Source organism: Enterobacter sp. BNK-8 (assembly GCF_048685095.1).
Lineage (GTDB): Bacteria > Pseudomonadota > Gammaproteobacteria > Enterobacterales > Enterobacteriaceae > Enterobacter > Enterobacter quasiroggenkampii.
Genome location: NZ_JBLQTN010000001.1, coordinates 1,324,545 through 1,344,494, shown reverse-complemented (window position 1 = coordinate 1,344,494; position 19,950 = coordinate 1,324,545). Strand labels below are relative to the sequence as shown.

22 protein-coding genes, 2 tRNA genes and 1 pseudogene are annotated in these 19,950 nt (G+C 53.1%); 10 read left to right on the top strand and 15 right to left on the bottom strand.

The window, feature by feature from the left end:
• Positions 1-214: 214 nt before the first annotated feature.
• A complete protein-coding gene (mdoC, locus tag ACMGGU_RS06425) occupies positions 215-1,354 on the top strand; it encodes a glucans biosynthesis protein MdoC (RefSeq protein ID WP_395299963.1) in 1,140 nt (379 codons plus the stop codon).
• Between the two features lie 34 nt (positions 1,355-1,388).
• Here mdoC and ymdB read toward each other — a convergent pair whose 3' ends face one another.
• The 5 genes from ymdB to csgB all read right to left on the bottom strand — a co-directional run bounded on the left by ymdB (position 1,389) and on the right by csgB (position 3,861).
• A complete protein-coding gene (gene ymdB / locus ACMGGU_RS06420) occupies positions 1,389-1,931 on the bottom strand; it encodes an O-acetyl-ADP-ribose deacetylase (RefSeq protein WP_045908290.1) in 543 nt (180 codons plus the stop codon).
• Positions 1,932-2,036: 105 nt separating this feature from the next.
• Positions 2,037-2,357 (bottom strand): type 1 fimbrial protein, encoded by a 321-nt coding sequence (locus ACMGGU_RS06415; protein WP_325841551.1) that lies wholly within the window; start codon positions 2,355-2,357, stop codon positions 2,037-2,039.
• 160 nt (positions 2,358-2,517) lie between these two features.
• Positions 2,518-2,850 carry a curli assembly chaperone CsgC gene (csgC, locus tag ACMGGU_RS06410; protein ID WP_104948888.1) on the bottom strand — a complete coding sequence of 111 codons (333 nt, stop codon included), beginning with the start codon at positions 2,848-2,850 and terminating at the stop codon, positions 2,518-2,520.
• Positions 2,851-2,911: 61 nt separating this feature from the next.
• Positions 2,912-3,364 (bottom strand): curli major subunit CsgA, encoded by a 453-nt coding sequence (csgA, locus tag ACMGGU_RS06405; protein ID WP_008500842.1) that lies wholly within the window; start codon positions 3,362-3,364, stop codon positions 2,912-2,914.
• Positions 3,365-3,405: 41 nt separating this feature from the next.
• Positions 3,406-3,861, bottom strand: a complete 456-nt coding sequence (gene csgB, locus ACMGGU_RS06400) for a curli minor subunit CsgB (RefSeq protein ID WP_048027369.1) — start codon at positions 3,859-3,861, stop codon at positions 3,406-3,408.
• Positions 3,862-4,624: 763 nt separating this feature from the next.
• Here csgB and csgD point away from each other — a divergent pair.
• Genes csgD through csgG form a run of 4 tightly spaced genes read left to right on the top strand, consistent with a single transcriptional unit; the run spans position 4,625 to position 6,966 of the window.
• Positions 4,625-5,275, top strand: coding sequence for a biofilm master transcriptional regulator CsgD (csgD, locus tag ACMGGU_RS06395; RefSeq protein ID WP_045357116.1), 651 nt, complete (start codon positions 4,625-4,627; stop codon positions 5,273-5,275).
• Between the two features lie 4 nt (positions 5,276-5,279).
• Positions 5,280-5,669, top strand: a complete 390-nt coding sequence (gene csgE / locus ACMGGU_RS06390) for a curli production assembly/transport protein CsgE (RefSeq protein ID WP_008500845.1) — start codon at positions 5,280-5,282, stop codon at positions 5,667-5,669.
• A gap of 23 nt (positions 5,670-5,692) precedes the next feature.
• Entirely contained in the window at positions 5,693-6,106 is a 414-nt protein-coding gene (gene csgF, locus ACMGGU_RS06385) for a curli production assembly/transport protein CsgF (RefSeq protein WP_023311106.1), read from the top strand.
• 26 nt (positions 6,107-6,132) lie between these two features.
• Entirely contained in the window at positions 6,133-6,966 is an 834-nt protein-coding gene (gene csgG, locus ACMGGU_RS06380; protein ID WP_045357119.1) for a curli production assembly/transport protein CsgG, read from the top strand.
• A gap of 43 nt (positions 6,967-7,009) precedes the next feature.
• Here csgG and ACMGGU_RS06375 read toward each other — a convergent pair whose 3' ends face one another.
• From ACMGGU_RS06375 to ghrA, 4 genes are all read right to left on the bottom strand, one after another.
• Positions 7,010-7,492 carry a DUF1097 domain-containing protein gene (locus tag ACMGGU_RS06375; RefSeq protein WP_074180321.1) on the bottom strand — a complete coding sequence of 161 codons (483 nt, stop codon included), beginning with the start codon at positions 7,490-7,492 and terminating at the stop codon, positions 7,010-7,012.
• Between the two features lie 96 nt (positions 7,493-7,588).
• A complete protein-coding gene (locus ACMGGU_RS06370) occupies positions 7,589-8,143 on the bottom strand; it encodes a TorD/DmsD family molecular chaperone (RefSeq protein ID WP_045908295.1) in 555 nt (184 codons plus the stop codon).
• A gap of 21 nt (positions 8,144-8,164) precedes the next feature.
• Positions 8,165-8,902 (bottom strand): phosphatase, encoded by a 738-nt coding sequence (locus ACMGGU_RS06365; RefSeq protein ID WP_008500850.1) that lies wholly within the window; start codon positions 8,900-8,902, stop codon positions 8,165-8,167.
• Between the two features lie 84 nt (positions 8,903-8,986).
• Positions 8,987-9,925: a glyoxylate/hydroxypyruvate reductase GhrA gene (ghrA, locus tag ACMGGU_RS06360; RefSeq protein WP_048027362.1), complete on the bottom strand. Its 939-nt coding sequence runs from the start codon at positions 9,923-9,925 to the stop codon at positions 8,987-8,989.
• A gap of 232 nt (positions 9,926-10,157) precedes the next feature.
• On the opposite strand from ghrA, the gene ACMGGU_RS06355 reads away from it, so the two are divergent.
• Positions 10,158-10,245, top strand: a tRNA-Ser gene (locus ACMGGU_RS06355).
• Positions 10,246-10,379: 134 nt separating this feature from the next.
• Here ACMGGU_RS06355 and ACMGGU_RS06350 read toward each other — a convergent pair.
• Positions 10,380-11,284, bottom strand: a pseudogene (locus ACMGGU_RS06350) (LysR family transcriptional regulator).
• Between the two features lie 109 nt (positions 11,285-11,393).
• On the opposite strand from ACMGGU_RS06350, the gene ACMGGU_RS06345 reads away from it, so the two are divergent.
• The 3 genes from ACMGGU_RS06345 to ACMGGU_RS06335 all read left to right on the top strand — a co-directional run bounded on the left by ACMGGU_RS06345 (position 11,394) and on the right by ACMGGU_RS06335 (position 13,187).
• Positions 11,394-12,254: a pirin family protein gene (locus ACMGGU_RS06345; RefSeq protein WP_048222489.1), complete on the top strand. Its 861-nt coding sequence runs from the start codon at positions 11,394-11,396 to the stop codon at positions 12,252-12,254.
• A 20-nt stretch (positions 12,255-12,274) separates the two neighbouring features.
• Complete coding sequence (locus ACMGGU_RS06340) at positions 12,275-12,952, top strand: isochorismatase family protein (protein WP_048027360.1); 678 nt, start codon at positions 12,275-12,277, stop codon at positions 12,950-12,952.
• Between the two features lie 147 nt (positions 12,953-13,099).
• Positions 13,100-13,187, top strand: a tRNA-Ser gene (locus tag ACMGGU_RS06335).
• 153 nt (positions 13,188-13,340) lie between these two features.
• On the opposite strand, the gene phoH is transcribed toward ACMGGU_RS06335, so the two are convergent.
• The 4 genes from phoH to efeU all read right to left on the bottom strand — a co-directional run bounded on the left by phoH (position 13,341) and on the right by efeU (position 17,920).
• Positions 13,341-14,129 (bottom strand): phosphate starvation-inducible protein PhoH, encoded by a 789-nt coding sequence (phoH, locus tag ACMGGU_RS06330; RefSeq protein WP_008503509.1) that lies wholly within the window; start codon positions 14,127-14,129, stop codon positions 13,341-13,343.
• A gap of 500 nt (positions 14,130-14,629) precedes the next feature.
• Positions 14,630-15,913: an iron uptake transporter deferrochelatase/peroxidase subunit gene (gene efeB / locus ACMGGU_RS06325; RefSeq protein ID WP_417928975.1), complete on the bottom strand. Its 1,284-nt coding sequence runs from the start codon at positions 15,911-15,913 to the stop codon at positions 14,630-14,632.
• A 5-nt stretch (positions 15,914-15,918) separates the two neighbouring features.
• Positions 15,919-17,046 carry an iron uptake system protein EfeO gene (efeO, locus tag ACMGGU_RS06320; protein ID WP_045908300.1) on the bottom strand — a complete coding sequence of 376 codons (1,128 nt, stop codon included), beginning with the start codon at positions 17,044-17,046 and terminating at the stop codon, positions 15,919-15,921.
• 40 nt (positions 17,047-17,086) lie between these two features.
• The gene (efeU, locus tag ACMGGU_RS06315) at positions 17,087-17,920 is read right to left on the bottom strand and encodes an iron uptake transporter permease EfeU (protein WP_045908301.1); all 834 of its coding nucleotides are present in this window, start codon (positions 17,918-17,920) and stop codon (positions 17,087-17,089) included.
• Between the two features lie 251 nt (positions 17,921-18,171).
• Between efeU and ACMGGU_RS06310 the strand changes: the two genes are divergently transcribed.
• On the top strand, positions 18,172-19,356 hold the full coding sequence (locus ACMGGU_RS06310) for a NupC/NupG family nucleoside CNT transporter (protein WP_111966927.1): 1,185 nt from the start codon (positions 18,172-18,174) through the stop codon (positions 19,354-19,356).
• A gap of 70 nt (positions 19,357-19,426) precedes the next feature.
• Here the strand turns inward: ACMGGU_RS06310 and ACMGGU_RS06305 are convergent, their stop codons facing one another.
• Complete coding sequence (locus ACMGGU_RS06305; RefSeq protein WP_045908303.1) at positions 19,427-19,846, bottom strand: DUF3574 domain-containing protein; 420 nt, start codon at positions 19,844-19,846, stop codon at positions 19,427-19,429.
• Between the last annotated feature and the right edge of the window lie 104 nt (positions 19,847-19,950).

The window sequence follows — 19,950 nt, the reverse complement described above, 5'->3', positions numbered from 1 at the left end:
CGATCCATTTTAATGGAAACTCAGGCAATCCGACAACATTATCACTGCTTTGTTCAGCTGCTGGCTCATGGATTAAGCAAATGAAAGAACCCATTATTCACTTTGCGTGCTTATCCTGGAGACAGGGTGTCGGTCTTGGTGTAGGGTTGCTTTCGAATGTAACCATTATGAGTCTTAGGGATAAGACGAAAAGTCTGAGAATGCACAACGTTATATGAGCACAACACCAACAGAACGTGAATATTTCCTCGACTCGATCCGGGCATGGCTGATGCTATTGGGGATCCCTTTTCACATATCACTGATTTACTCCAGCCACACCTGGCATGTGAATAGCCAGATGCCGTCCTGGTGGCTGACGCTGTTTAATGACTTTATTCACGCCTTCCGTATGCAGGTGTTTTTTGTCATCTCCGGCTATTTCTCTTACATGCTGTTTCTGCGATACCCGCTTAAACGCTGGTGGAAGGTGCGCGTCGAGCGCGTGGGGATCCCCATGCTGACCGCGATTCCGCTGCTGACGCTGCCTCAGTTCATGATGCTGCAGTACGTCAAAGGCAAAGCGGAGAACTGGCCGAATCTGTCGCTGTATGAAAAGTACAATACGCTGGTCTGGGAGCTGGTGTCTCACCTGTGGTTCCTGCTGGTCCTGGTGGTGCTCACCACGGTGAGTCTGTTCATTTTTAGCCGCCTGCGCCACCACCTGAGTTCGACAGCCGACGCCTTTTTCGCCAACGTTACGATGGGCAAACTGTCAGTGCTCTTCTTGCTGTTGGGGATCGCTTATGCTGCCGTGCGACGGACCCTGCTTATCGTCTATTCGCCGATTTTAAGCGACGGGCTCTTTAATTTCGTGGTGATGCAGTCGCTGTTCTACATCCCGTTCTTTTTAATCGGCGCGCTGGCGTTTATTTATCCGAAGCTGAAAGCACTGTTTACCACTCCGTCACCGTGGTGCGCGATAGGTGCGGCCTTCGCGTTCGCAGCCTATCTGCTGAATCAGCGCTACGGCAGCGGCGACGCCTGGATGTACGAAACGGAAAGCGTGATCACCATGCTGCTGGGTTTGTGGATGGTGAACGTGGTATTCGCGCTCGGCCACCGCCTGCTGAACTTTAAGTCCAGCCGTGTGACCTACTTCGTCAATGCTTCGCTGTTTATTTATCTGGTGCATCACCCGTTAACGCTTTTCTTCGGGGCTTATATCACCCCGCATATCGCCTCCAACACGCTGGGGTTCTTTACCGGTCTGGTGTTTGTCGTGGGGATTGCGATCGTGCTCTATGAAATCCATCTGCGGATCCCGCTCCTGCGTTTCCTCTTTTCAGGAAAACCACAGGTAAAAGCCTCATAAACAACCGCGGCGCACTGAGTGCGCCGCGCTTTCTTCAGGTGTCCAGTTCCTGCCCGCGCTGGGTCAGCAACCGTTGATAAAGGTGGGTAGTTTCTTCGTCGAAACAGACAAAGATAACCTTCTCAGGCATCGGTTTTAGCGACAGGTAGCGGTAAACGGTTTCGACGGCGATCGTCGCGGCAGCCGCCTTAGGATAGCCATACACACCGGTACTGATGGCCGGAAACGCCATTGTTTTATAGCCGTTGTCGGCAGCCAGCCGCAGACAGTTCCGGTACGCCTCTTCCAGAATACTCGCCTCATGCCGATCGCCACCGTGCCAGACAGGCCCTACGGCGTGAATTACCGCTCTGGCAGGCAGATCCCCCGCAAGCGTAATGACCGCATGACCGGGAGGACACTCACCCTGCTGTTGCCGCACGGTTTTGCAGGCTTCCAGCAGCTGCGGTCCGGCAGCCCGGTGGATAGCCCCGTCCACACCGCCTCCCCCCATCAGGGAGGGATTGGCGGCATTGACGATGACGTCGACATGCATGGTCGTAATATCGCCATGAATCACTTCAATTTGCGGTTTCATAAAGCCCCTCTGCAACCCGCCTTTTTCTTAAGTGTATCGCAGGGCTGCCCGGGAGAAAAAACTATCAGAAAAAATCCTCTTCCGCACAAAGCGGAAGAGAGAGCGTTATCGATACTGTATTTCGACAACCGCGAGCGTTTTTTCAGGGTTGAGGTATTTCATGCGCAGCGATGCCAGGTTCGAATCGGACACGTGGCCATTAAGCGCCTCTTCATAGCTGACCATGCGCGTTTGCATACGATTATTATCCGGGCAGGACAAGGCAAACTGTCTCTGATGCGGCGAAACTTCACAGGGGTCGGCAACAATGGCACCGCGAAAATGAATGACGCCACCGTTCACAATGGTAGCGGAATAAACCGGGAGGCTAAAAACAGAAACGGTCAGGCCCAGACCCGTCACGAGTCGAGCGAAAGAGTGGTTCATTATAGGTACTCCTCAATGAAAATCGTCCTTGAGGGGTAAACGCACTTCATTATGACAAACGAAGTCTCACGTTAAGGAACATAATGACCTGGTCCCTGATATCAGCATAGCTCAACGGTGCAGACCCGCCACATTCACAAGCCATTGATTCCATGAATGTTTAGATCGAACTTCCCGCTGGCGACCACTGTTGTGATAAATGAAGCGATTTTCCATCTGAGACGGTGACAACGATTTTTACCGTGTCTCCTGCGTTAATATTTAAACTCAGGCGCATTAAATCAATCGTCTGATTAGCGGGTATAAAAAGGGTATTTTGCTGTCGGGACGAACTTTGTCCCCCCTGCCCTTCCCGAACGGAAACAATCTGAACCTGACAATCACACGGCTGCGCCAGAGTGACCTGCGGAATAATGGTGGTCATATTTTCCTGCTGCGACGTTTTGAAGGTTATCTGGCTGGAAAGCGCGGCAAGGAGAATTAAGGTATTCATGATGAACTCCCGAAAAAAAACAGGGCATCAGCCCTGTTTTTTTGTAGCACAGATTTCAGTATCAGTACTGATGAGCTGTCGCGTGGTTACCGAAGCCGATCTGGGTAACGTTGACAGTAGAGTTAGAAGCAGTCTGGTCTACGAGGGCACCGTTAAAGCCGCCGGACTGGCTAACGTTCATAACAGATTTTTTACTGTTCCACTGATCAAGTGTTGCACTGTTGCCAAATCCTTTCTGGGTCAGGTTGATTTTACTGTCATCAGAACCCTGACCAACGTCAGCGCCGTTACCGCCACCTTTCTGGGTAATATTCAGCACGGAATTTCTGGCGTCTGTCTGCAGAGCAACCGCGGAGTTACCGCCACCGTCCTGATAAATATTCAGGGTTGAATTTGGGCCACTGTATCCGCCATGACCATGTCCATGACCCCAGCCGCCCTGATTAATAGAACCCGCCATAGCACTACCAGAAACTACGATTGCTGCAAGCGCTGCCACTTTGAGAAATTTCATGGTAAACCCCCATCGGATTGATTAAAGTCGTCGCGAAGGCGCTAATGTTGAATAACGTTAATCGCCATTTGCGACTGTTTCTGCACTACAACTGCGGTTTTCTGCGTACCGTACTGCGTAATATTTGCTCTATTACCCGACCCTTTCTGGATAATTTTCGCGCTATTACCGTATCCATCTTGCGTAATACCTGCATCATTCGCGTTACCGCTCTGATCGATCCAGGCAATATTGTAACCCCCTGATTGATCAACTCTCGCTCTGTTACCTGCCCCATCCTGGGAAACAATGGACAAGAGTTTTGAACCCTCCTGGCGAACCTGAGCGTCATTGAAAACACCCTGTTGACCAATAATGGCTGCCTGATTGAGTGATGAAAGACTTAATTCGTTAACCGCAAAGTTATATTCAGGATTGGCTAAATCTGAATTCGCTGCGGTTACAAATCCAGGCGCACCCAGTAATGTAAACACCATAAATAACGATGTGTATTTCATGTTGTCACCCTGGACCTGGTTATTGAATCACACCATAACCGTATAACCGTGTTGCTTGTAAAAACGATTCGTATTGTGTTAACGCGTCGTTACGGTGAAGAGTATGTCCGCTGAAACATTTTAAATATCTCACCCGCGCGGCTTATTTTTATTTTTCAGATCACCACAAAGTCGTAATTTACATCAAAAAACACTTTATTCAGGCCAGCTTATATTTTTTATTACAGGTGTTTTGCGAAAGGGTTGTACAGCGAAGCGAAGGCTGTCCACGGGTCTTCCCGGGTGTTTAAACGTAACGGCTGAAGAACATTTTTTCTCAGTGCGTGACACGACCCCTGTTTTCTTAAGCCAGACCACTGCTCATTCCTGGACTTAGAACCAACCTGTAACTCATACTTAATTATCGTTTCATCAAAATAACAAATAACTCTATAAATCAAATAATTATAAATATTTGTATGATTTTTAAAATCTGTGCACCTCTATTAATATGTACAACTTTCTCATCATTTCTCGCCATTCATTACAAGCTAATTTCACAAATTAATATTGATTTTTACATTCAGTTACATGTTTAACACTTGCTTTAAACTTCGTAAAAGCTAGATTGAAATTAGATGTACGAAATTGGTTTTATATTTACCTCCCTGTGGAGGTTATGGTCTGATTCTACACACAGCAGTGCAACATCTGTCAGTACTTCTGGTGTCCTCTAATAAACAGGAGGGCAGCTGCCAGGTGCCAAAAAAAGTGGGGTTTCATCATGTATAATGAAGTCCATAGTTTACATGGTCATACATTACTGTTGATCACAAAACCTTCTTTGCAAGCGACAGCGTTATTACAACATTTAAAGCAATCTTTATCACTGAACGGGAAATTGCATAATATTCAACGTTCTTTTGATGATATTGTCCCTGGCAGCATCATTCTGTTCGATATGATGGAAGCTGATAAAAAGCTTATCCATTACTGGCAGGATATTTTAAGCAGGAAAAACAATAATATCCGCGTGCTATTGTTGAATACACCTGACGAATATCCCTTCAGAGATATTGAAAGCTGGCCGCATATCAATGGCGTGTTCTACGTCACGGAAGAAGAAGACCGGGTGGTTGAGGGCCTGCAAGGTATATTGCGCGGCGAGTGTTATTTTTCGCAAAAGCTTGCCAGCTATCTCATTACGCATTCCGGAAATTATCGCTATAACAGCTCAGAGTCAGCACTGCTCACGCACCGTGAGAAAGAGATCCTGAATAAGTTACGCATTGGTGCTTCAAATATTGAAATCGCCCGTTCGTTATTTATCAGCGAAAATACGGTAAAGACGCACCTTTATAATCTTTTCAAGAAGATAGCTGTGAAAAACCGAACTCAGGCGGTTTCGTGGGCTAACGATAACCTCAGGCGTTAATCATATGAAACGCACGTTGAGTTGGATCGCCGCAGCGAGTTTCCTGCTCGCTGCAGGGAATCTGAAGGCCGTCGAGGTCGAAGTTCCCGGATTGTTAACAGACCACACTGTCTCATCGGTCGGGCACAGTTTTTACCGGGCCTTCAGTGACAAATGGGACAGTACTTATACCGGAAATATAACAATCAACGAGCGGCCCAGTGCACGATGGGGAAGTTGGATAACAATAACGGCCAATCAGTACGTTATTTATCAAACGTTTTTATTCCCCACAAAAATGGACTTCGATAAAAACGTAGCCTTAGCACTGGCACAATCAGAAGACGCTATTAATCGCCTGCAAATAGATAAAGCCCTATTAAGCACCAGCGATTTAGCAAAAGACGAGTTCTAGCGAACCGATATGCGGAGGCTGTCATGCGTATTGCATATGCAGTTGTTTCGATAATGCTGATCACCCCCATAAGCTGGGCCGGAAACATGACGTTTCAGTTCCGTAACCCTAACTTTGGCGGTAACCCTAACAACGGTGCGTTTCTGCTGAATGAGGCTCAGGCGCAAAACTCCTATAAGGACCCAAGCTTAAAGGATTTTAGCATTGATACCCCATCCGCCCTGGACAACTTCACTCAGGCTATCCAGTCGCAGATTTTAGGCGGGTTATTGACCAACATTAATACCGGTAAACCCGGCCGGATGGTGACCAACGATTTTATCGTTGATATCGCCAACACTGATGGACAGCTTCAGCTGAACGTGACCGATCGTAAAACCGGAAGAATATCCACCATTCAGGTTTCCGGTCTTCAAAGTAATTCAACTGACTTTTAAACAATAGCTAAATAAGGACAACGATCATGCAGCGCTTCCTGATATTTGTTGCAGTGTGCTTATTGAGCGGTTGTTTAACTGCTCCACCTAAAGAAGCTGCAAAACCAACATTAATGCCTCGGGCCCAGAGTTATCGTGATTTAACACATTTACCTGCTCCAACGGGGAAAATATTTGTCTCCGTATACAACATTCAGGATGAAACCGGGCAATTCAAACCTTACCCGGCAAGTAACTTCTCCACGGCCGTGCCGCAAAGCGCCACCGCGATGCTGGTTACCGCACTCAAGGATTCGCACTGGTTTATTCCGCTGGAACGTCAGGGTCTTCAGAACCTGTTGAATGAACGGAAAATCATTCGTGCCGCACAGGAGAATGGTACCGTCGCGGCCAATAACCGCACGCCTCTGGAATCTCTGGCGGCAGCAAACGTGATGATTGAAGGATCGATTATTGGTTACGAAAGTAACGTTAAATCGGGTGGTGCGGGCGCGCGGTACTTCGGTATCGGTGCGGATACCCAATACCAGCTCGACCAAATCGCCGTTAACCTGCGTGTGGTCAACGTCAGTACAGGCGAAGTGCTCTCTTCGGTGACCACCAGCAAAACCATACTGTCCTATGAAGTTCAGGCAGGGGTATTCCGCTTCATCGATTACCAGCGTTTGCTTGAGGGTGAAATTGGTTACACCTCTAACGAGCCGGTCATGATGTGTCTGATGTCAGCCATTGAAACCGGCGTGATCTTCTTAATCAACGACGGTATTGACCGCGGGCTGTGGGATCTGCAAAACAAAGCAGACGTGCAGAACCCGATACTGGTGAAATACCGCGATATGTCAGTCCCTCCGGAATCCTGACAGGAAGCGCATAAAAAAGGCGAGATGATTATCTCGCCTTTTTTTATTCGCTCACCGCCGTGATGTTTTGCGCTTTTTCCCGCCGCGACGCCAGCCAAAGACCGCTGTTTTTCATGGCATAGCCAAACAGCAACCCCAGCGCCAGGGAAGGCACCACCAGCTTCCAGTCACCCTGCCCTGCAAAGGTCGCGCACGCTCCCATGAAGGTTCCCGGCACAAACGAAAGCAGCAGATGCTTAGCCTGAACGCACATCAGGAAGGCAACCACGCCCGTCATGACGTACCCCAGTATCTCCAGATGCGGTGCCAGCGCGCTGCCTTTCATGATCACCAGCGCCCAGATAACCCCGCTCATCAGCGTGCAGCCTGAGATGAAGAGCCCTTTGACGCCCCCCTGCGGACAGGCGAAATAGGCCGTACAGCCAAGGAATCCGGCCCAGCTGAGCAATCCGAGAGACACGGCCACCCATCCCCAGAGTCCGGAGAGAATGCCCGTCGTTATTGCGATAGAAAGTAATATGTTCATGGCGCGCATCTTAGCAGAAGCGCACCATAGAAATGCGATCAGAAGCACATTATGTGCAAATTGAAATGCGGAGTTGCAGAATTTATGTGATCTAAATCACTCTTCATTCTCTTCTTCCAGCTCATCCCACATCGCCGCGATCGCGTCGCGGGTCAGCGGTGCCAGCGTTCTCCAGAATGGCGAGGTGGCATGGGCTTCGACTTTACCCAGGAATGTGCCGACCCACGGCAGCAGGTACGTTTCGAACAAGGTTTCGATGGCTTCGTTCTCATCATCCCCGGCGTTGTCTTCGATCCAGGAGGCAGCAAGCAGCAGCGTACCGATATGATCGGCTGGCGTATCGCTTAGCGGCATACCGCGGGTGGAGAGGAAAGCACGGACTTCCGCTTCCGTCGCCCCTTCCTGCCAGGCAGAACGGTATGGCGAAACGCGGCACTCTTCACCGACGAACAGCGCATTGTAATCGGTCGCAATCTGCTGCATGTCGCAGCTTTTTTGCAGACGCGCCAGTAAATCATCCTGTTCCAGCGGCCAGTTCTCCGCCAGTTTACCTTCACGAATTAACGTAAAAAGCGGAACCAACAGCGGGTCTTGCGGCTGGCGATAATAGAGCGTACCCAGCACGCGGCAAAGGATGGAAAACTCGTTCATTTTTATTATTCCATTACACAATTAAAGATCGGCAAATTCGGCAATCGGCTCCATGCCGCGCGATTCGAGGAAATCGAGCATGCGGCGCGGGGTGACGTTCAGGATTTGCGCTTCCGGGAAGTTAACGTCATTCAGCACCTTCAGGCACTCGCTGAAATCGCCCAGCGTGAAGGCGGTATGGGAATCCGAACCCAGCGCCACCATGCCGCCCGCATCGCGGACGGCGGCCGCCACTTCGCGGCAGTTGGCTTCACTGCCCTTACGCGAGTGAACAAAGGAGGAGTTGTTAATCTCCAGCGCCACGCGGTGCTTCGCTGCCGCCTGCGCGACAGCCTGAATATCAATCGGGTACTTCGGGTTGCCGGGGTGGCTGATAATATGCACATTGCCGCTGGCAATGGTGGCAATCATCGCCGCGGTGTTGGTCTCTTTATCCTGAGGTGCAAAAACCGGCTCGTGGAAACCGGCGAGGATAAGGTCCAGAGACGTCAGCATCGGGCCGGTGCAGTCGATCTCACCGTCGGTATTTTTGATGTTCGCCTCGATGCCGCGCAGTATCCCAATGCCGTCCACCAGACGTGGCCAGATCCGCATATTCACAAAATGCCAGTAGTGCGGCGCATCCGCCATGTCCGGGCCATGATCGGTGATTGCGAACAGCTTAATCCCCTTAAGCTTCGCCTGGGCGATATAATCATGGAGGTTGCTATACGCGTGGGTACTGGCGACGGTGTGCATATGCAGGTCAACGGGATACATCTCTCTCTCCTCTGCGGTTTTTCCAAAGGATAGCAGTTATCAGCGGCGAATATTAGCAAAAACCCGGCGAACGCCGGGTTTCTCTCAGTAGCCGCGCTGTCTGTCGACCTGGCCGGTGACCGCGTTACCCTTCTCCATTTCGCTGATGGTATGGGATATGTACGCCACCGCTTCTGCCGGACGCGTCACGGCGGCCACGTGCGGGGTCATCGCCACGCGCGGATGTGCCCAAAGCGGGCTTTCCACCGGCAGCGGCTCACGGCTATAGACATCCAGCATAGCGCCTTTTAGCTTTCCGCTGTCCAGCGCCTTCAGCAGATCGGTCTCGACCAGATGCACCCCGCGCGCCAGATTCATCAGGTAGCTCTCATCGGCTAACTGGTTGAGCAAGTCTTCATTGATGATGCCGACCGTTTCCGCCGTATTGGGCAGCAGGTTGATCAGCACGCGCGTGCCGTTCAGAAAGGCCGGGAGTTCATCCGTGCCGGCAAAGCTCTCGACGCCCGGATAATCTTTGCGGCTGCGGCTCCAGCAGCGCAGCGGAAAGCCCCACGGTGCGAGGGCTTCAGCCACCTTTGAGCCCAGCACGCCCGCACCGAGGATGCCGATGGTAAAGTCTTCACGACGGTAATCCGGCAGCGGCTCCCAGTGGGCCTGCTGTTTAAATGCCTGATAGTCATCGAAGCGGCGGAACCAGTGCAGCACCTGGCTGACTGCATATTCCTGCATCTGCTGCCCCATTCCGGTATCTTCCAGGCGGAACAGGGGAATCGCTTCCGGCAGCATGTCAGGGTGCGCCTTCAGCTTGCTCAGAATGGAATCCACACCGGCTCCCAGGGCAAAAACGGCCTTCAGTTTACGGCCCTGGAGCATTTCTACCGGCGGATGCCAGACCAGCGCATAGTCAGCATGTTCGTTATCTCCACGCTTCCACTCGCGAACGCGTGCGCCGGGTAGTGCCGCCGTGAGCGCCTCGATCCAGTAGGCCGTATCAAACGTAGGGTGATAGAAAAGTATATCCATAGTCATTCCTGCCTTTTATTGCGCTGATTTATTTTGTTTTTTAACGAGGTTGTCAGCATAACAAATTTATTGCACGGCTGTGTTGTTGATAAAAAAGACGCTTTCAGCACATTTAAGAATCATGTTGTCTGAAGTTTGTCTAAACGCGCTAAATTACTGAAAAAGTGAGTTGACGGCAGTTCGGCTTTTCCTTACATTAGCGCCCGTCCCGTCAACAACGGGATGACAATATGGTGAGGTGTCCGAGTGGCTGAAGGAGCACGCCTGGAAAGTGTGTATACGGCAACGTATCGGGGGTTCGAATCCCCCCCTCACCGCCATATTTAAAGAAGAGCTCGCATGAAAATGCGGGCTTTTTTTTCGCATATTGCACGCATGCAGGGGGGATTCGAACCTTGAAACTCCCTGCGCTCTTTATGTCGGGTGGCGCTGCGCTTACCCGACCTACAAAAAGCTACTCCTCCACCATCTTCGCATACTCTTCAGTCAGAAAATCCACCAGCGTCCTGACCGACGGCAGCATGCCGCGCCGCGAAGGATAAACCGCGTGAATTACTTCCCGTCGGGGTTCCCACGCGTCCAGCACCCGTACCAGTTCCCCTGACGCAAGCTGATCCTTCACCATCAAAATCGGCAACTGTACAACGCCCACGCCCGCCATCGCTGCTTCCCGCAGTGCCAGCATGTCGGTGGTAATAAAGCGCGGTGCGTAGTGGATCTCCGCTTTCGCCCCTTCTGGACCACTGAGCTCCCATTTATGCACCTGTTTACCGGCCCCCATACTTAATCCAGGCCATTCACTGAGTTCGGAAGGCATTCGCGGTTTACCCATACGTCCAATCAACTGCGGACTTGCCACCAGGCAATGCCCCGGTCAGCCAGCACCCTTAACACCAGGTCGCTGTCATCAAACGGACGCGGACGCACGCGGATAGCCACATCAATACCTTCGCCAACAAGATCGACCCGACGATTGGTGGCCTCAAGCTGGAGATTAATCCCGGGGTAGCGCGCCATAAACCGCGCCAGCATCGGTCCCACGTGGACGTGCAGTAACGTGACGGGACAGGTGATCCTGACGACGCCGCGCGGCTCAGCCTGCAGCGCAGCAACGGCCTCCTCTGCCGCTTCTGCTTCTATCAGCATTGCCTTACAGTGCTGATAGAAAGTGTGCCCCACTTCCGTCACCGTAAACTGCCGCGTCGTGCGCTGTATCAACCGTACGCCGAGACGCTCTTCCAGCTGCGCAATCCGGCGGCTTAGCCTGGACTTCGGCAAATCAAGCGCCCTTCCCGCCGCCGCAAACCCCCCGTACTCCACCACCTTCACAAACCAGACGAAGTCATTGAGATCCTGCATACATCCTCATCGTTCTATTTTCAGAACAGTGAATGCCATTTTCACTATCTACCGGGATATTAACCCTGAATATAAGCTAATTACATCTACAGAACATCAGGAGTTAATCATGAAAAACATCACTGGCGTTTATACCGCTCCACGTCAGCACTGGGTGGGCGACGGTTTCCCGGTCCGTTCAATGTTCTCTTATCAGACGCACGGCGAGCCGCTCAGCCCGTTTCTGCTGCTGGACTACGCAGGCCCGTACACCTTTCCGGCAGATGGTGCGAAACGCGGCGTCGGCCAGCACCCTCACCGGGGTTTTGAGACGGTCACTATCGTCTATGACGGTGAAGTGGAGCATCGCGACTCCACGGGGAAAGGCGGCGTCATTGGCCCCGGCGACGTGCAGTGGATGACCGCAGGCGCAGGCATTTTGCACGAGGAGTTCCACTCCAGCGCGTTCTCGCAGAAAGGCGGGGAACTCAAAATGATGCAGCTTTGGGTCAACCTGCCGGCGAAAGACAAGATGGCCGCACCGGGCTACCAGAGCATCACGAAAGCCGACATCCCGGTGGTGACGCTGCCTGACAATGGTGGAACGCTGCGGGTTATTGCCGGTCGCTACGACACGGTGACCGGCCCGGCGCACACCTTCTCGCCGCTCAACGTCTGGGACATCGCGCTGAACCAGGGAAGCCATCTGACGCTCGCTCAGCCGGAAGGCTGGAGCACGGCGCTGGTCGTGCTTGAAGGCAGCATCACGGTAAACGGTACCGCTCAGGCGGGTGAAGCCCAGCTGGTCGTGTTAAGTCAGGAAGGCGACAAACTGCACCTGGAAGCGAACAGCGATGCAAAAGTGCTGCTGATGGCCGGTGAGCCGCTGAATGAACCGATCGTGGGGTATGGCCCGTTTGTGATGAACAGTAAAACCGAAATCAACGAAGCCATTCGTGATTTCAATTCCGGCCGCTTCGGCCAGATCTGAACGTAATAAAGGAGAAGAAGATGTCTACACCTGCGAATTTTAACGGAACCCGTCCGGCCATCGATGTAAACGATGCGGTGATGTTGCTTATCGATCACCAGAGCGGTCTGTTCCAGACCGTTGGGGATATGCCAATGCCGGAACTGCGTGCCCGTGCGGCAGCGCTGGCAAAAATCGCAACCCTGGCGAAGATCCCGGTGATCACCACCGCGTCCGTCCCACAAGGACCAAACGGACCGCTTATCCCGGAGATCCACGCCAACGCGCCGCATGCGCAATATGTTGCCCGTAAAGGCGAAATCAACGCCTGGGATAACCCGGAGTTCGTGGCGGCGGTAAAAGCCACCGGGCGTAAGACGTTGATCATTGCGGGCACCATCACCAGCGTCTGCATGGCCTTCCCGTCAATCAGCGCGGTGGCGGACGGGTATAAAGTGTTTGCGGTGATTGATGCCTCCGGCACCTACAGCAAAATGGCGCAGGAGATCACGCTGGCGCGCGTTGTACAGGCCGGTGTGGTCCCGATGGATACGGCGGCGGTGGCCTCTGAGATCCAGCGTACATGGAACCGTGAAGATGCCGCGGAGTGGGCGGAAGTGTACACCCACATCTTCCCGGCTTATCAGTTGCTGATCGAAAGCTACAGCAAAGCACAGGAAGTGGTTAAAAACAGCGAAGTGCTCGATTCACAGCGTTAATCCCCTGCTCCACGGCGTAAAAACCGTGGAGCTGATTATTGCTTAACCGAACAGGCACTAAAGCTGAAAATCTGCTTGACCGTGTCAGCGCAACTCCCTATAGTAGCGCCCCGTTGCCCCCCAAGCGGTCAGGCAGCAAAACAATATGGTGAGGTGTCCGAGTGGCTGAAGGAGCACGCCTGGAAAGTGTGTATACGGCAACGTATCGGGGGTTCGAATCCCCCCCTCACCGCCATATTTAAAGAAGAGCTCGCATGAAAATGCGGGCTTTTTTTTCGCATATTGCATGCATGCAGTATTGTAGGTCGGGTAAGCGCAGCGCCACCCGACGACATGCCCGCACAAAAAACAAAGCCCGGTTTCCCGGGCCTTGAACGCAACAGCAAACTCAGTAATACGCTTGAAGCGTGCGCTGGCAGAGCGCCGAGCGCACGCAATCATCTTTGGTGAAGCGTACCACCCCAATCATCTCATCTTCCTCAAAACGTGACATGGCGTCGCTCAGTCCGGATTTCACGCCGGACGGCAGGTCACACTGGGTAATATCGCCGTTAACGATAACCGTCACGTTCTCCCCGAGGCGCGTTAAAAACATCTTCATTTGCGCAGCGGTCACGTTCTGAGCCTCGTCAAGAATGACGACCGCATTTTCAAATGTACGTCCGCGCATATAGGCGAACGGCGCGATTTCCACCTTGCCAATCTCTGGCCGCAGGCAGTACTGCATAAAGGATGCACCCAGCCGCTTCACCAGCACGTCATAGACGGGCCTGAAGTACGGGGCAAACTTCTCCGAAATATCACCGGGCAAGAAGCCGAGATCTTCATCAGCCTGCAGTACCGGACGGGTAACAATGATTCTCTCCACGTCCTTATGGATCAGCGCTTCCGCCGCTTTGGCTGCACTGATCCAGGTTTTCCCGCATCCGGCTTCACCGGTTGCAAAGATGAGCTGTTTACTCTCGATAGCATTCAGGTAGTGCGCCTGAGCCTCATTGCGCGCCACAATTGGAGAATTATCACGGCTGTCACGGGCCATGCCAATTGCTTCTACGCCACTCATCTGCACAAGCGAGGTGACCGATTCTTCTTCACGCTGTTTATGGCTACGTGAATCCCGTCTCAGCACACGTTTTGCTTCGCGACGAGCTTTGATCACTGCTTTTTGTCTTCCCATGGATAGCACCTTGAGTTGTTGGTATTCATCACACGCGCCAGCGTCGGCACGATTATGCGCACGAACATCAGAGGGTTGGCTTCCTTGTAAGCCATTGCTTGCACTATCGGATGACGATACGGAACAGCTACGCGCACCGTTCTGCACGTCGGTCGAATCAGATTCTTGAGGGAGGGGGGAAAATTTAGTGGTGAGGAAATCGCTGCCGGAGTCTGAGCCTCCGCGCCGGGTGCTGCGGTTGTTATGTTTACCTTGTCCAGTACAGGACGCAACCATTCGCGATCTCCATAGTGATTCAGCATCACTGCCGGGAACTACCGCTGTCTTATCTTAAGTACATCAGGAGTTATCATAAATGCAACATTTATTTTACCTGAATGCAACTTTTAAGACTGTCCCTACAGTTGAAATCAGTCTCATATAGAAATATTACAGAAATATAACAGCAGGATAGTCATATGAAAAAATAATGTCCCTGCGAATCGTCGCAGGGACAATTATCAGGCTTCAATAAGACCTTGAGCGAGATACACGTTGCTGTCGCGCACGCCTGGCAGGGCAAAGAAATAACCGCCGCCGATGGGTTTAATGTACTCTTCCAGCGCTTCGCCATTGAGCCGCTTCTGCACGGTCAGGAAGCCCTTTTCCAGATCGTGCTGATAGCAGACGAACAGCAGCCCCATATCGAGCTGACCGGAATTGGTGACGCCCAGCGAATAGCTGTATCCCCGACGCATCATCAGGCTCGACTGCGTCTCTTTGGTGCGCGGATTGGCCAGACGAATATGGCTGTCCAGCGCAATCACATCGCCATTCGGATCGCTGGCGTAGTCAGGCACATCATGCTCGTTCTTCATGCCGAGCGGAGCCCCGCTTTGCTTATCACGACCGAAGATCGTCTGCTGCTCTTTCAGCGGCGTGCGGTCCCAGAACTCCACGTGGAACTGAATAATCCGCACCGCCTGATAGCTGCCGCCCACCGCCCATGCCGGTTCATTCTGGTCGGCAGTGACCCACACCACCTCCTTCATGAGCGCGCTATCGTGGCTGTCCGGGTTGGCCGTGCCGTCCTTGAAGCCCAGCAGGTTCACCGGGGTTTCTTTGCCTTTGCTGCGGGCGGCGTGGTCAGAGATAAACCCTTCCCGCTTCCAGCGCACGCTCAGCAGATCCGGCGTATGCTTGATGATGTCGCGCAGGGCGTGGATCACCGTGTCCTGGGTGTTGGCGCAGATCTGCAGGAGCAGGTCGCCGTGACAAAGGGCGGCATCCAGGGAATCATTCGGGAAGCGCGTCATTTTTTGCAGCGCTTTCGGCTTCTGTTTTGCCAGCCCGTAGCGCGCGTCAAACAGCGATTCTCCCAGCGAAACGGTTATGGTCAGGTTATCCGGGGCAATGAATGGCCCCAGAATGCCGGAGTCCATTGGCGGCAGACGCGGGTTCGGCGTATCGGGCGCCGGTCCACCGGCGGTAAGAAACGCGATGCGCGTCGTCACCAGGCGGAACAAACGTTCCAGATCGGCTTTATCACTGGCCAGCGAATCAAAGGCCACCAGCATCATCGACGCCTGCTGCGGCGTCAGGATACCGGCCTGATGCTCGCCATAAAACGGCTGCGTCTCCATGCGGGCATTAGGTGACAGCGTGCCGGGCGCGCTTTGCGGTTTCGCCGCGTGCGCCACCGGACACCCGCCAGCCAGAGCAAGCGCGCCCCCCAGCGCCCCTACCCCTTTTAACAACCGGCGACGGGAAGGTTCAGCCACGTCGCTCTCGTTATGCTTATTCATCGTGCTTAGTCCAGACCCAGTACGCCACGCAGCAGGGAGAGATCTTCCGCCAGGGCGGTAATCGGGCCTTTCAGCGCATTACGGTCGGCATCGGTCAGCTTGTCGTAGGTCTCAAACCCGTCTTTGGTGCGGTACTTCGCCAGGATGGTGTCGACTTTTTTGAAGTTGGCATCCACTTTGGCCAGCAGCTCGCCGTTCTCTTTCTGCAGCTGAGGACGCAGCAGGTTAACAATTTTCTGCGCGCCGTCGACGTTAGCCTGGAAGTCCCACAGGTCGGTATGGCTGTAGCGATCTTCTTCGCCGCTGATTTTGCTCGCGGCCACTTCTTCAATCAGCCCGGCCGCACCGCCCACCACTTTTGATGGCGGGAAGGCCAGCTCGCTGATGCGCTTTTGCAGCTCCAGCACGTCGCTGTTCAGCTGGTCGGCATACTTCTCCATCCCTTTGGCAGAATTATCGCCAAACAGGGCTTTCTCCAGACGGTGGAAACCGGTGAATTTCGGATCGGCCGCTTTCTGCTCGAAATCATCTTCACGAGCGTCAATGCTGCCATCAAGGTCAGAGAACAGCTCGGCGATCGGCTCAATGCGCTCGTAATGCTGACGGGTTGGCGCGTAGAGGGATTTCGCTTTTTCGATATCACCGGCCTTCACCGCATCGGTAAAGGCTTTGGTTGCCGCTGCCAGATCCGCCGTCTCTTTCGTGACGTACGCTTTATACGCGGTAATCGCATCGCCCAGGCTCAGTACCGCAGCGCCTTTCGCCGCATCGGCCGTCGCTTCACCTTTGACGATAAGCTTCCCTTTCGGGTTGGTCAGCAGACCGCAGGTCATCTCATACTCGCCCGGCTGCAGGTTGGCGGTCATCTTCTGGCTGAAGCCAGGGGCGATATTTTCACGCTCTTCCACCACCAGAACGCCTTTCAGGATCTCCCACTCCAGCGCCTTCTGGCTGTGGTTCTGAATAATAAACTGGGTTTTTCCGCTGTTCACCGTGAGGGTCATCGGCTCACACTGCTTGTCGTTGACGGTGACCTTAACCTGTGGAACATCAGCGCCCCAGGCGGAGAATGCAGAAGCGAACAGCGCGGCAATGCCTGCGCATAACGCACTACGACGGAACTGAATTGCCATGACTCTTCCCTTTAAAAGTATGTTGTTACTCAATCAAAGATTACGGCGCAACGCGCGACGCCTGCGTGCCGGTACGCGGCGGCATTGCGAACAGCACCAGCGCCGGAACCAGATAAATAAAGTACATCGCCACTTCGCTGACGCTCGGCGTTTCCTGATAGCCGAAGATACCTTCGAGCAGGGTGCCGGTCAGAGAGTGCGTGGAGAGAACGTTGCTGAGGTCGAACGCCACGTCCTGGAAATGGTTCCACAGGCCCGCTTCATGGAAGGCGCGAATCGCCCCTGCCGCCAGACCCGCGGCTACCAGCAGAATAAACAGGCTGGTCCACTTGAAGAAGGCGCCCAGGTTCAGGCGGATACCGCCCCAGTAGAGCAGGAAACCGAGCACCACGGCCGTGGCAAGGCCCAGCATGGCCCCCAGCGGCGGCCAAATCCCCACATCCTGCTGAAACGCCGCCAGCAGGAAGAAAACAGACTCCAGCCCTTCGCGCGCCACGGCGAAAAAGACCATCATAATGAGCGCCCAGCCGTGGTTGTTCCCCTTCTGTAGGGCGTTATCCACCGCCTGCTCCAGCTGCACCTTCACGTTACGGGAGACTTTACGCATCCAGAACACCATCCAGGTGAGGATCACCACCGCAATCACGGCGACGATACCTTCAAACAGCTCCTGCTCTTTCTGCGGAAACTCGCCGGTGGTTTCGTTGATGAGGACACCTAAGCCCAGGCAGAGCGCCGCGGCAAGGAAGACCCCGATCCACATGACGCCAATCCAGCGCCCGCGCTGGGTTCGCTTCAGATAACTGGCGATGAGGCTCACGATAAGGGCGGCTTCGAGCCCTTCACGTAACATAATGAGAAATGGAACAAACATGCCGACACCTTAAATGTTTATCGCGGTCAACTGATGCAAAGAAAGGTAAATTCTTGTGATAGTGATTATCATTACGGCAGAAAGAAACACAAGCGAAATGTGCGGTGTTTTGATGACGAGTTGTAAACGCAGAGCCTGATAATAGTTACATACGTAACGGTCAAGTTTATAAGTTATAACGAAAATGCCCATTTACGCTGATTCAGGGCTGTGGCTAAATATCCGCCTCAAACACCTGGTGAAAATAAATTATGTTTAAAATTGTCCATTTCCTGCTGGCGCTGGTCATTATTCTCGCGCTTGCCTGGCTTACGAGTTTTGACCGCCGAAAAATTCGCATTCGTTTTGTTTTACAGCTGATTGTCATTGAAATTGCCCTGGCGTTCTTTTTCCTGCACGCCGAAAGCGGGTTATTCCTGATTAAATACGTCTCGGGATTTTTTGAGTCACTGCTCAAATTTGCTGGCGAAGGGACTAATTTCGTCTTTGGCGGTATGGGAGAAAAAGGGCTGGCGTTCATTTTCCTCGGCGTACTTTGCCCGATTATTTTTATTTCCGCGCTGATTGGTATTCTTCAGCACTGGCGGATCCTGCCGATTTTTATTCGGGTGATCGGTACGCTGCTGTCCAAACTGAACGGCATGGGCAAGCTGGAATCCTTTAATGCGGTAAGCTCGCTGATCCTCGGCCAGTCGGAAAACTTCATTGCCTACAAAGGCGTGCTGGGCGATCTCTCCTCGCGTCGTCTGTTCACCATGGCGGCCACGGCCATGTCGACGGTCTCCCTGTCGATTGTCGGGGCGTATATGACCATGCTCGATGCTAAATTTGTCGTCGCGGCGCTGATTCTGAACATGTTCAGCACCTTTATTATTCTCTCCGTCATCAACCCGGCGCGCCCGGAAGCGGAGCCGGATATCAAGCTTGAAAAACTGCATGAATCGCAGAGCTTCTTCGAGATGCTCGGCGAGTATATTCTGGCTGGTTTTAAGGTGGCGATGATTATTCTGGCGATGCTGATTGGCTTTATCGCCCTTATTAGCGCCGTTAACGCCCTCTTCTCCAGCGTATTTGGCATGAGCTTCCAGCAGATCCTGGGCTATGTATTTTATCCCCTGGCATGGCTGGTAGGTATTCCGCTGAGCGATGCCTTAAACGCAGGCAGCATTATGGCGACCAAGCTGGTGGCGAATGAATTTGTGGCGATGATTGAGCTGCAGAAAATAGCGCACCAGATGTCCCCGCGCGGGCTGGGGATTTTATCCGTCTTCCTCGTCTCGTTCGCGAACTTCGCCTCCATCGGCATCGTGGCCGGGGCGATTAAGGGCCTGAACGAGCAGCAGGGTAACGTGGTATCGCGTTTCGGGCTGCGTCTGGTCTACGGCGCGACGCTGGTGAGTTTGCTGTCAGCGAGCTTTGCGGGGTTGGTGCTCTGACGCAATGCCGGGTGGCGCGCAGCGATCCCGGCCTGCAAAACAACAACGGCGGGAATTCCCGCCGTTTTCATTAAAACTGCACGCACACCGGCTGATCGACACGCATCACCGACTCCTGCGCGAAGCGTGACTTATAAATCCCGCGTAACGCTTCGATGTTCTTCTCACTCTGCGCATCTTTACCGTGGATCAGCATCAGCGCCTTGCTCGGTTCACGCGCCACTTTTCCGTCGTTCCCCAGCCACTGCCCGCGGGCATCAAATACCGTTAAGCCATCGCGAAAGCGCGGCGTCACGTCCTGGTCAACAAACTGCTGCCACTCGTTGGGGGTAATCTGCGCCCCGGCAGGACGGTTTAAGCCGAAATAGAGCGTGGTTTGCTGCATCTGGTTATCCGCTTTGCAGGTCTCTACCGCCGCGTGTTGCGATGGCGCGTTGCAGCCCGCCAGCATCAATAATGCCGCCGCCATTAACCCTGTTTTGATTGTCATGCTTCGCTATCCTCATTGTTATAAGCACAGGGATATCACAGGAAAAGACGGATTTTGGCAAGAAAAAAGCCGGGTGCGCTTGCGCTTACCCGGCCTACGGTACT

Bases quoted from the DNA above. Each gene is read 5' to 3' on its own strand.
- mdoC (WP_395299963.1), top strand. From the start codon at position 215: ATGAGCACAACACCAACAGAACGTGAATATTTCCTCGACTCGATCCGG.
- ymdB (WP_045908290.1), bottom strand. From the start codon at position 1,931: ATGAAACCGCAAATTGAAGTGATTCATGGCGATATTACGACCATGCAT.
- ACMGGU_RS06415 (WP_325841551.1), bottom strand. From the start codon at position 2,357: ATGAACCACTCTTTCGCTCGACTCGTGACGGGTCTGGGCCTGACCGTT.
- csgC (WP_104948888.1), bottom strand. From the start codon at position 2,850: ATGAATACCTTAATTCTCCTTGCCGCGCTTTCCAGCCAGATAACCTTC.
- csgA (WP_008500842.1), bottom strand. From the start codon at position 3,364: ATGAAATTTCTCAAAGTGGCAGCGCTTGCAGCAATCGTAGTTTCTGGT.
- csgB (WP_048027369.1), bottom strand. From the start codon at position 3,861: ATGAAATACACATCGTTATTTATGGTGTTTACATTACTGGGTGCGCCT.
- csgD (WP_045357116.1), top strand. From the start codon at position 4,625: ATGTATAATGAAGTCCATAGTTTACATGGTCATACATTACTGTTGATC.
- csgE (WP_008500845.1), top strand. From the start codon at position 5,280: ATGAAACGCACGTTGAGTTGGATCGCCGCAGCGAGTTTCCTGCTCGCT.
- csgF (WP_023311106.1), top strand. From the start codon at position 5,693: ATGCGTATTGCATATGCAGTTGTTTCGATAATGCTGATCACCCCCATA.
- csgG (WP_045357119.1), top strand. From the start codon at position 6,133: ATGCAGCGCTTCCTGATATTTGTTGCAGTGTGCTTATTGAGCGGTTGT.
- ACMGGU_RS06375 (WP_074180321.1), bottom strand. From the start codon at position 7,492: ATGAACATATTACTTTCTATCGCAATAACGACGGGCATTCTCTCCGGA.
- ACMGGU_RS06370 (WP_045908295.1), bottom strand. From the start codon at position 8,143: ATGAACGAGTTTTCCATCCTTTGCCGCGTGCTGGGTACGCTCTATTAT.
- ACMGGU_RS06365 (WP_008500850.1), bottom strand. From the start codon at position 8,902: ATGTATCCCGTTGACCTGCATATGCACACCGTCGCCAGTACCCACGCG.
- ghrA (WP_048027362.1), bottom strand. From the start codon at position 9,925: ATGGATATACTTTTCTATCACCCTACGTTTGATACGGCCTACTGGATC.
- ACMGGU_RS06345 (WP_048222489.1), top strand. From the start codon at position 11,394: ATGAAAAACATCACTGGCGTTTATACCGCTCCACGTCAGCACTGGGTG.
- ACMGGU_RS06340 (WP_048027360.1), top strand. From the start codon at position 12,275: ATGTCTACACCTGCGAATTTTAACGGAACCCGTCCGGCCATCGATGTA.
- phoH (WP_008503509.1), bottom strand. From the start codon at position 14,129: ATGGGAAGACAAAAAGCAGTGATCAAAGCTCGTCGCGAAGCAAAACGT.
- efeB (WP_417928975.1), bottom strand. From the start codon at position 15,913: ATGAATAAGCATAACGAGAGCGACGTGGCTGAACCTTCCCGTCGCCGG.
- efeO (WP_045908300.1), bottom strand. From the start codon at position 17,046: ATGGCAATTCAGTTCCGTCGTAGTGCGTTATGCGCAGGCATTGCCGCG.
- efeU (WP_045908301.1), bottom strand. From the start codon at position 17,920: ATGTTTGTTCCATTTCTCATTATGTTACGTGAAGGGCTCGAAGCCGCC.
- ACMGGU_RS06310 (WP_111966927.1), top strand. From the start codon at position 18,172: ATGTTTAAAATTGTCCATTTCCTGCTGGCGCTGGTCATTATTCTCGCG.
- ACMGGU_RS06305 (WP_045908303.1), bottom strand. From the start codon at position 19,846: ATGACAATCAAAACAGGGTTAATGGCGGCGGCATTATTGATGCTGGCG.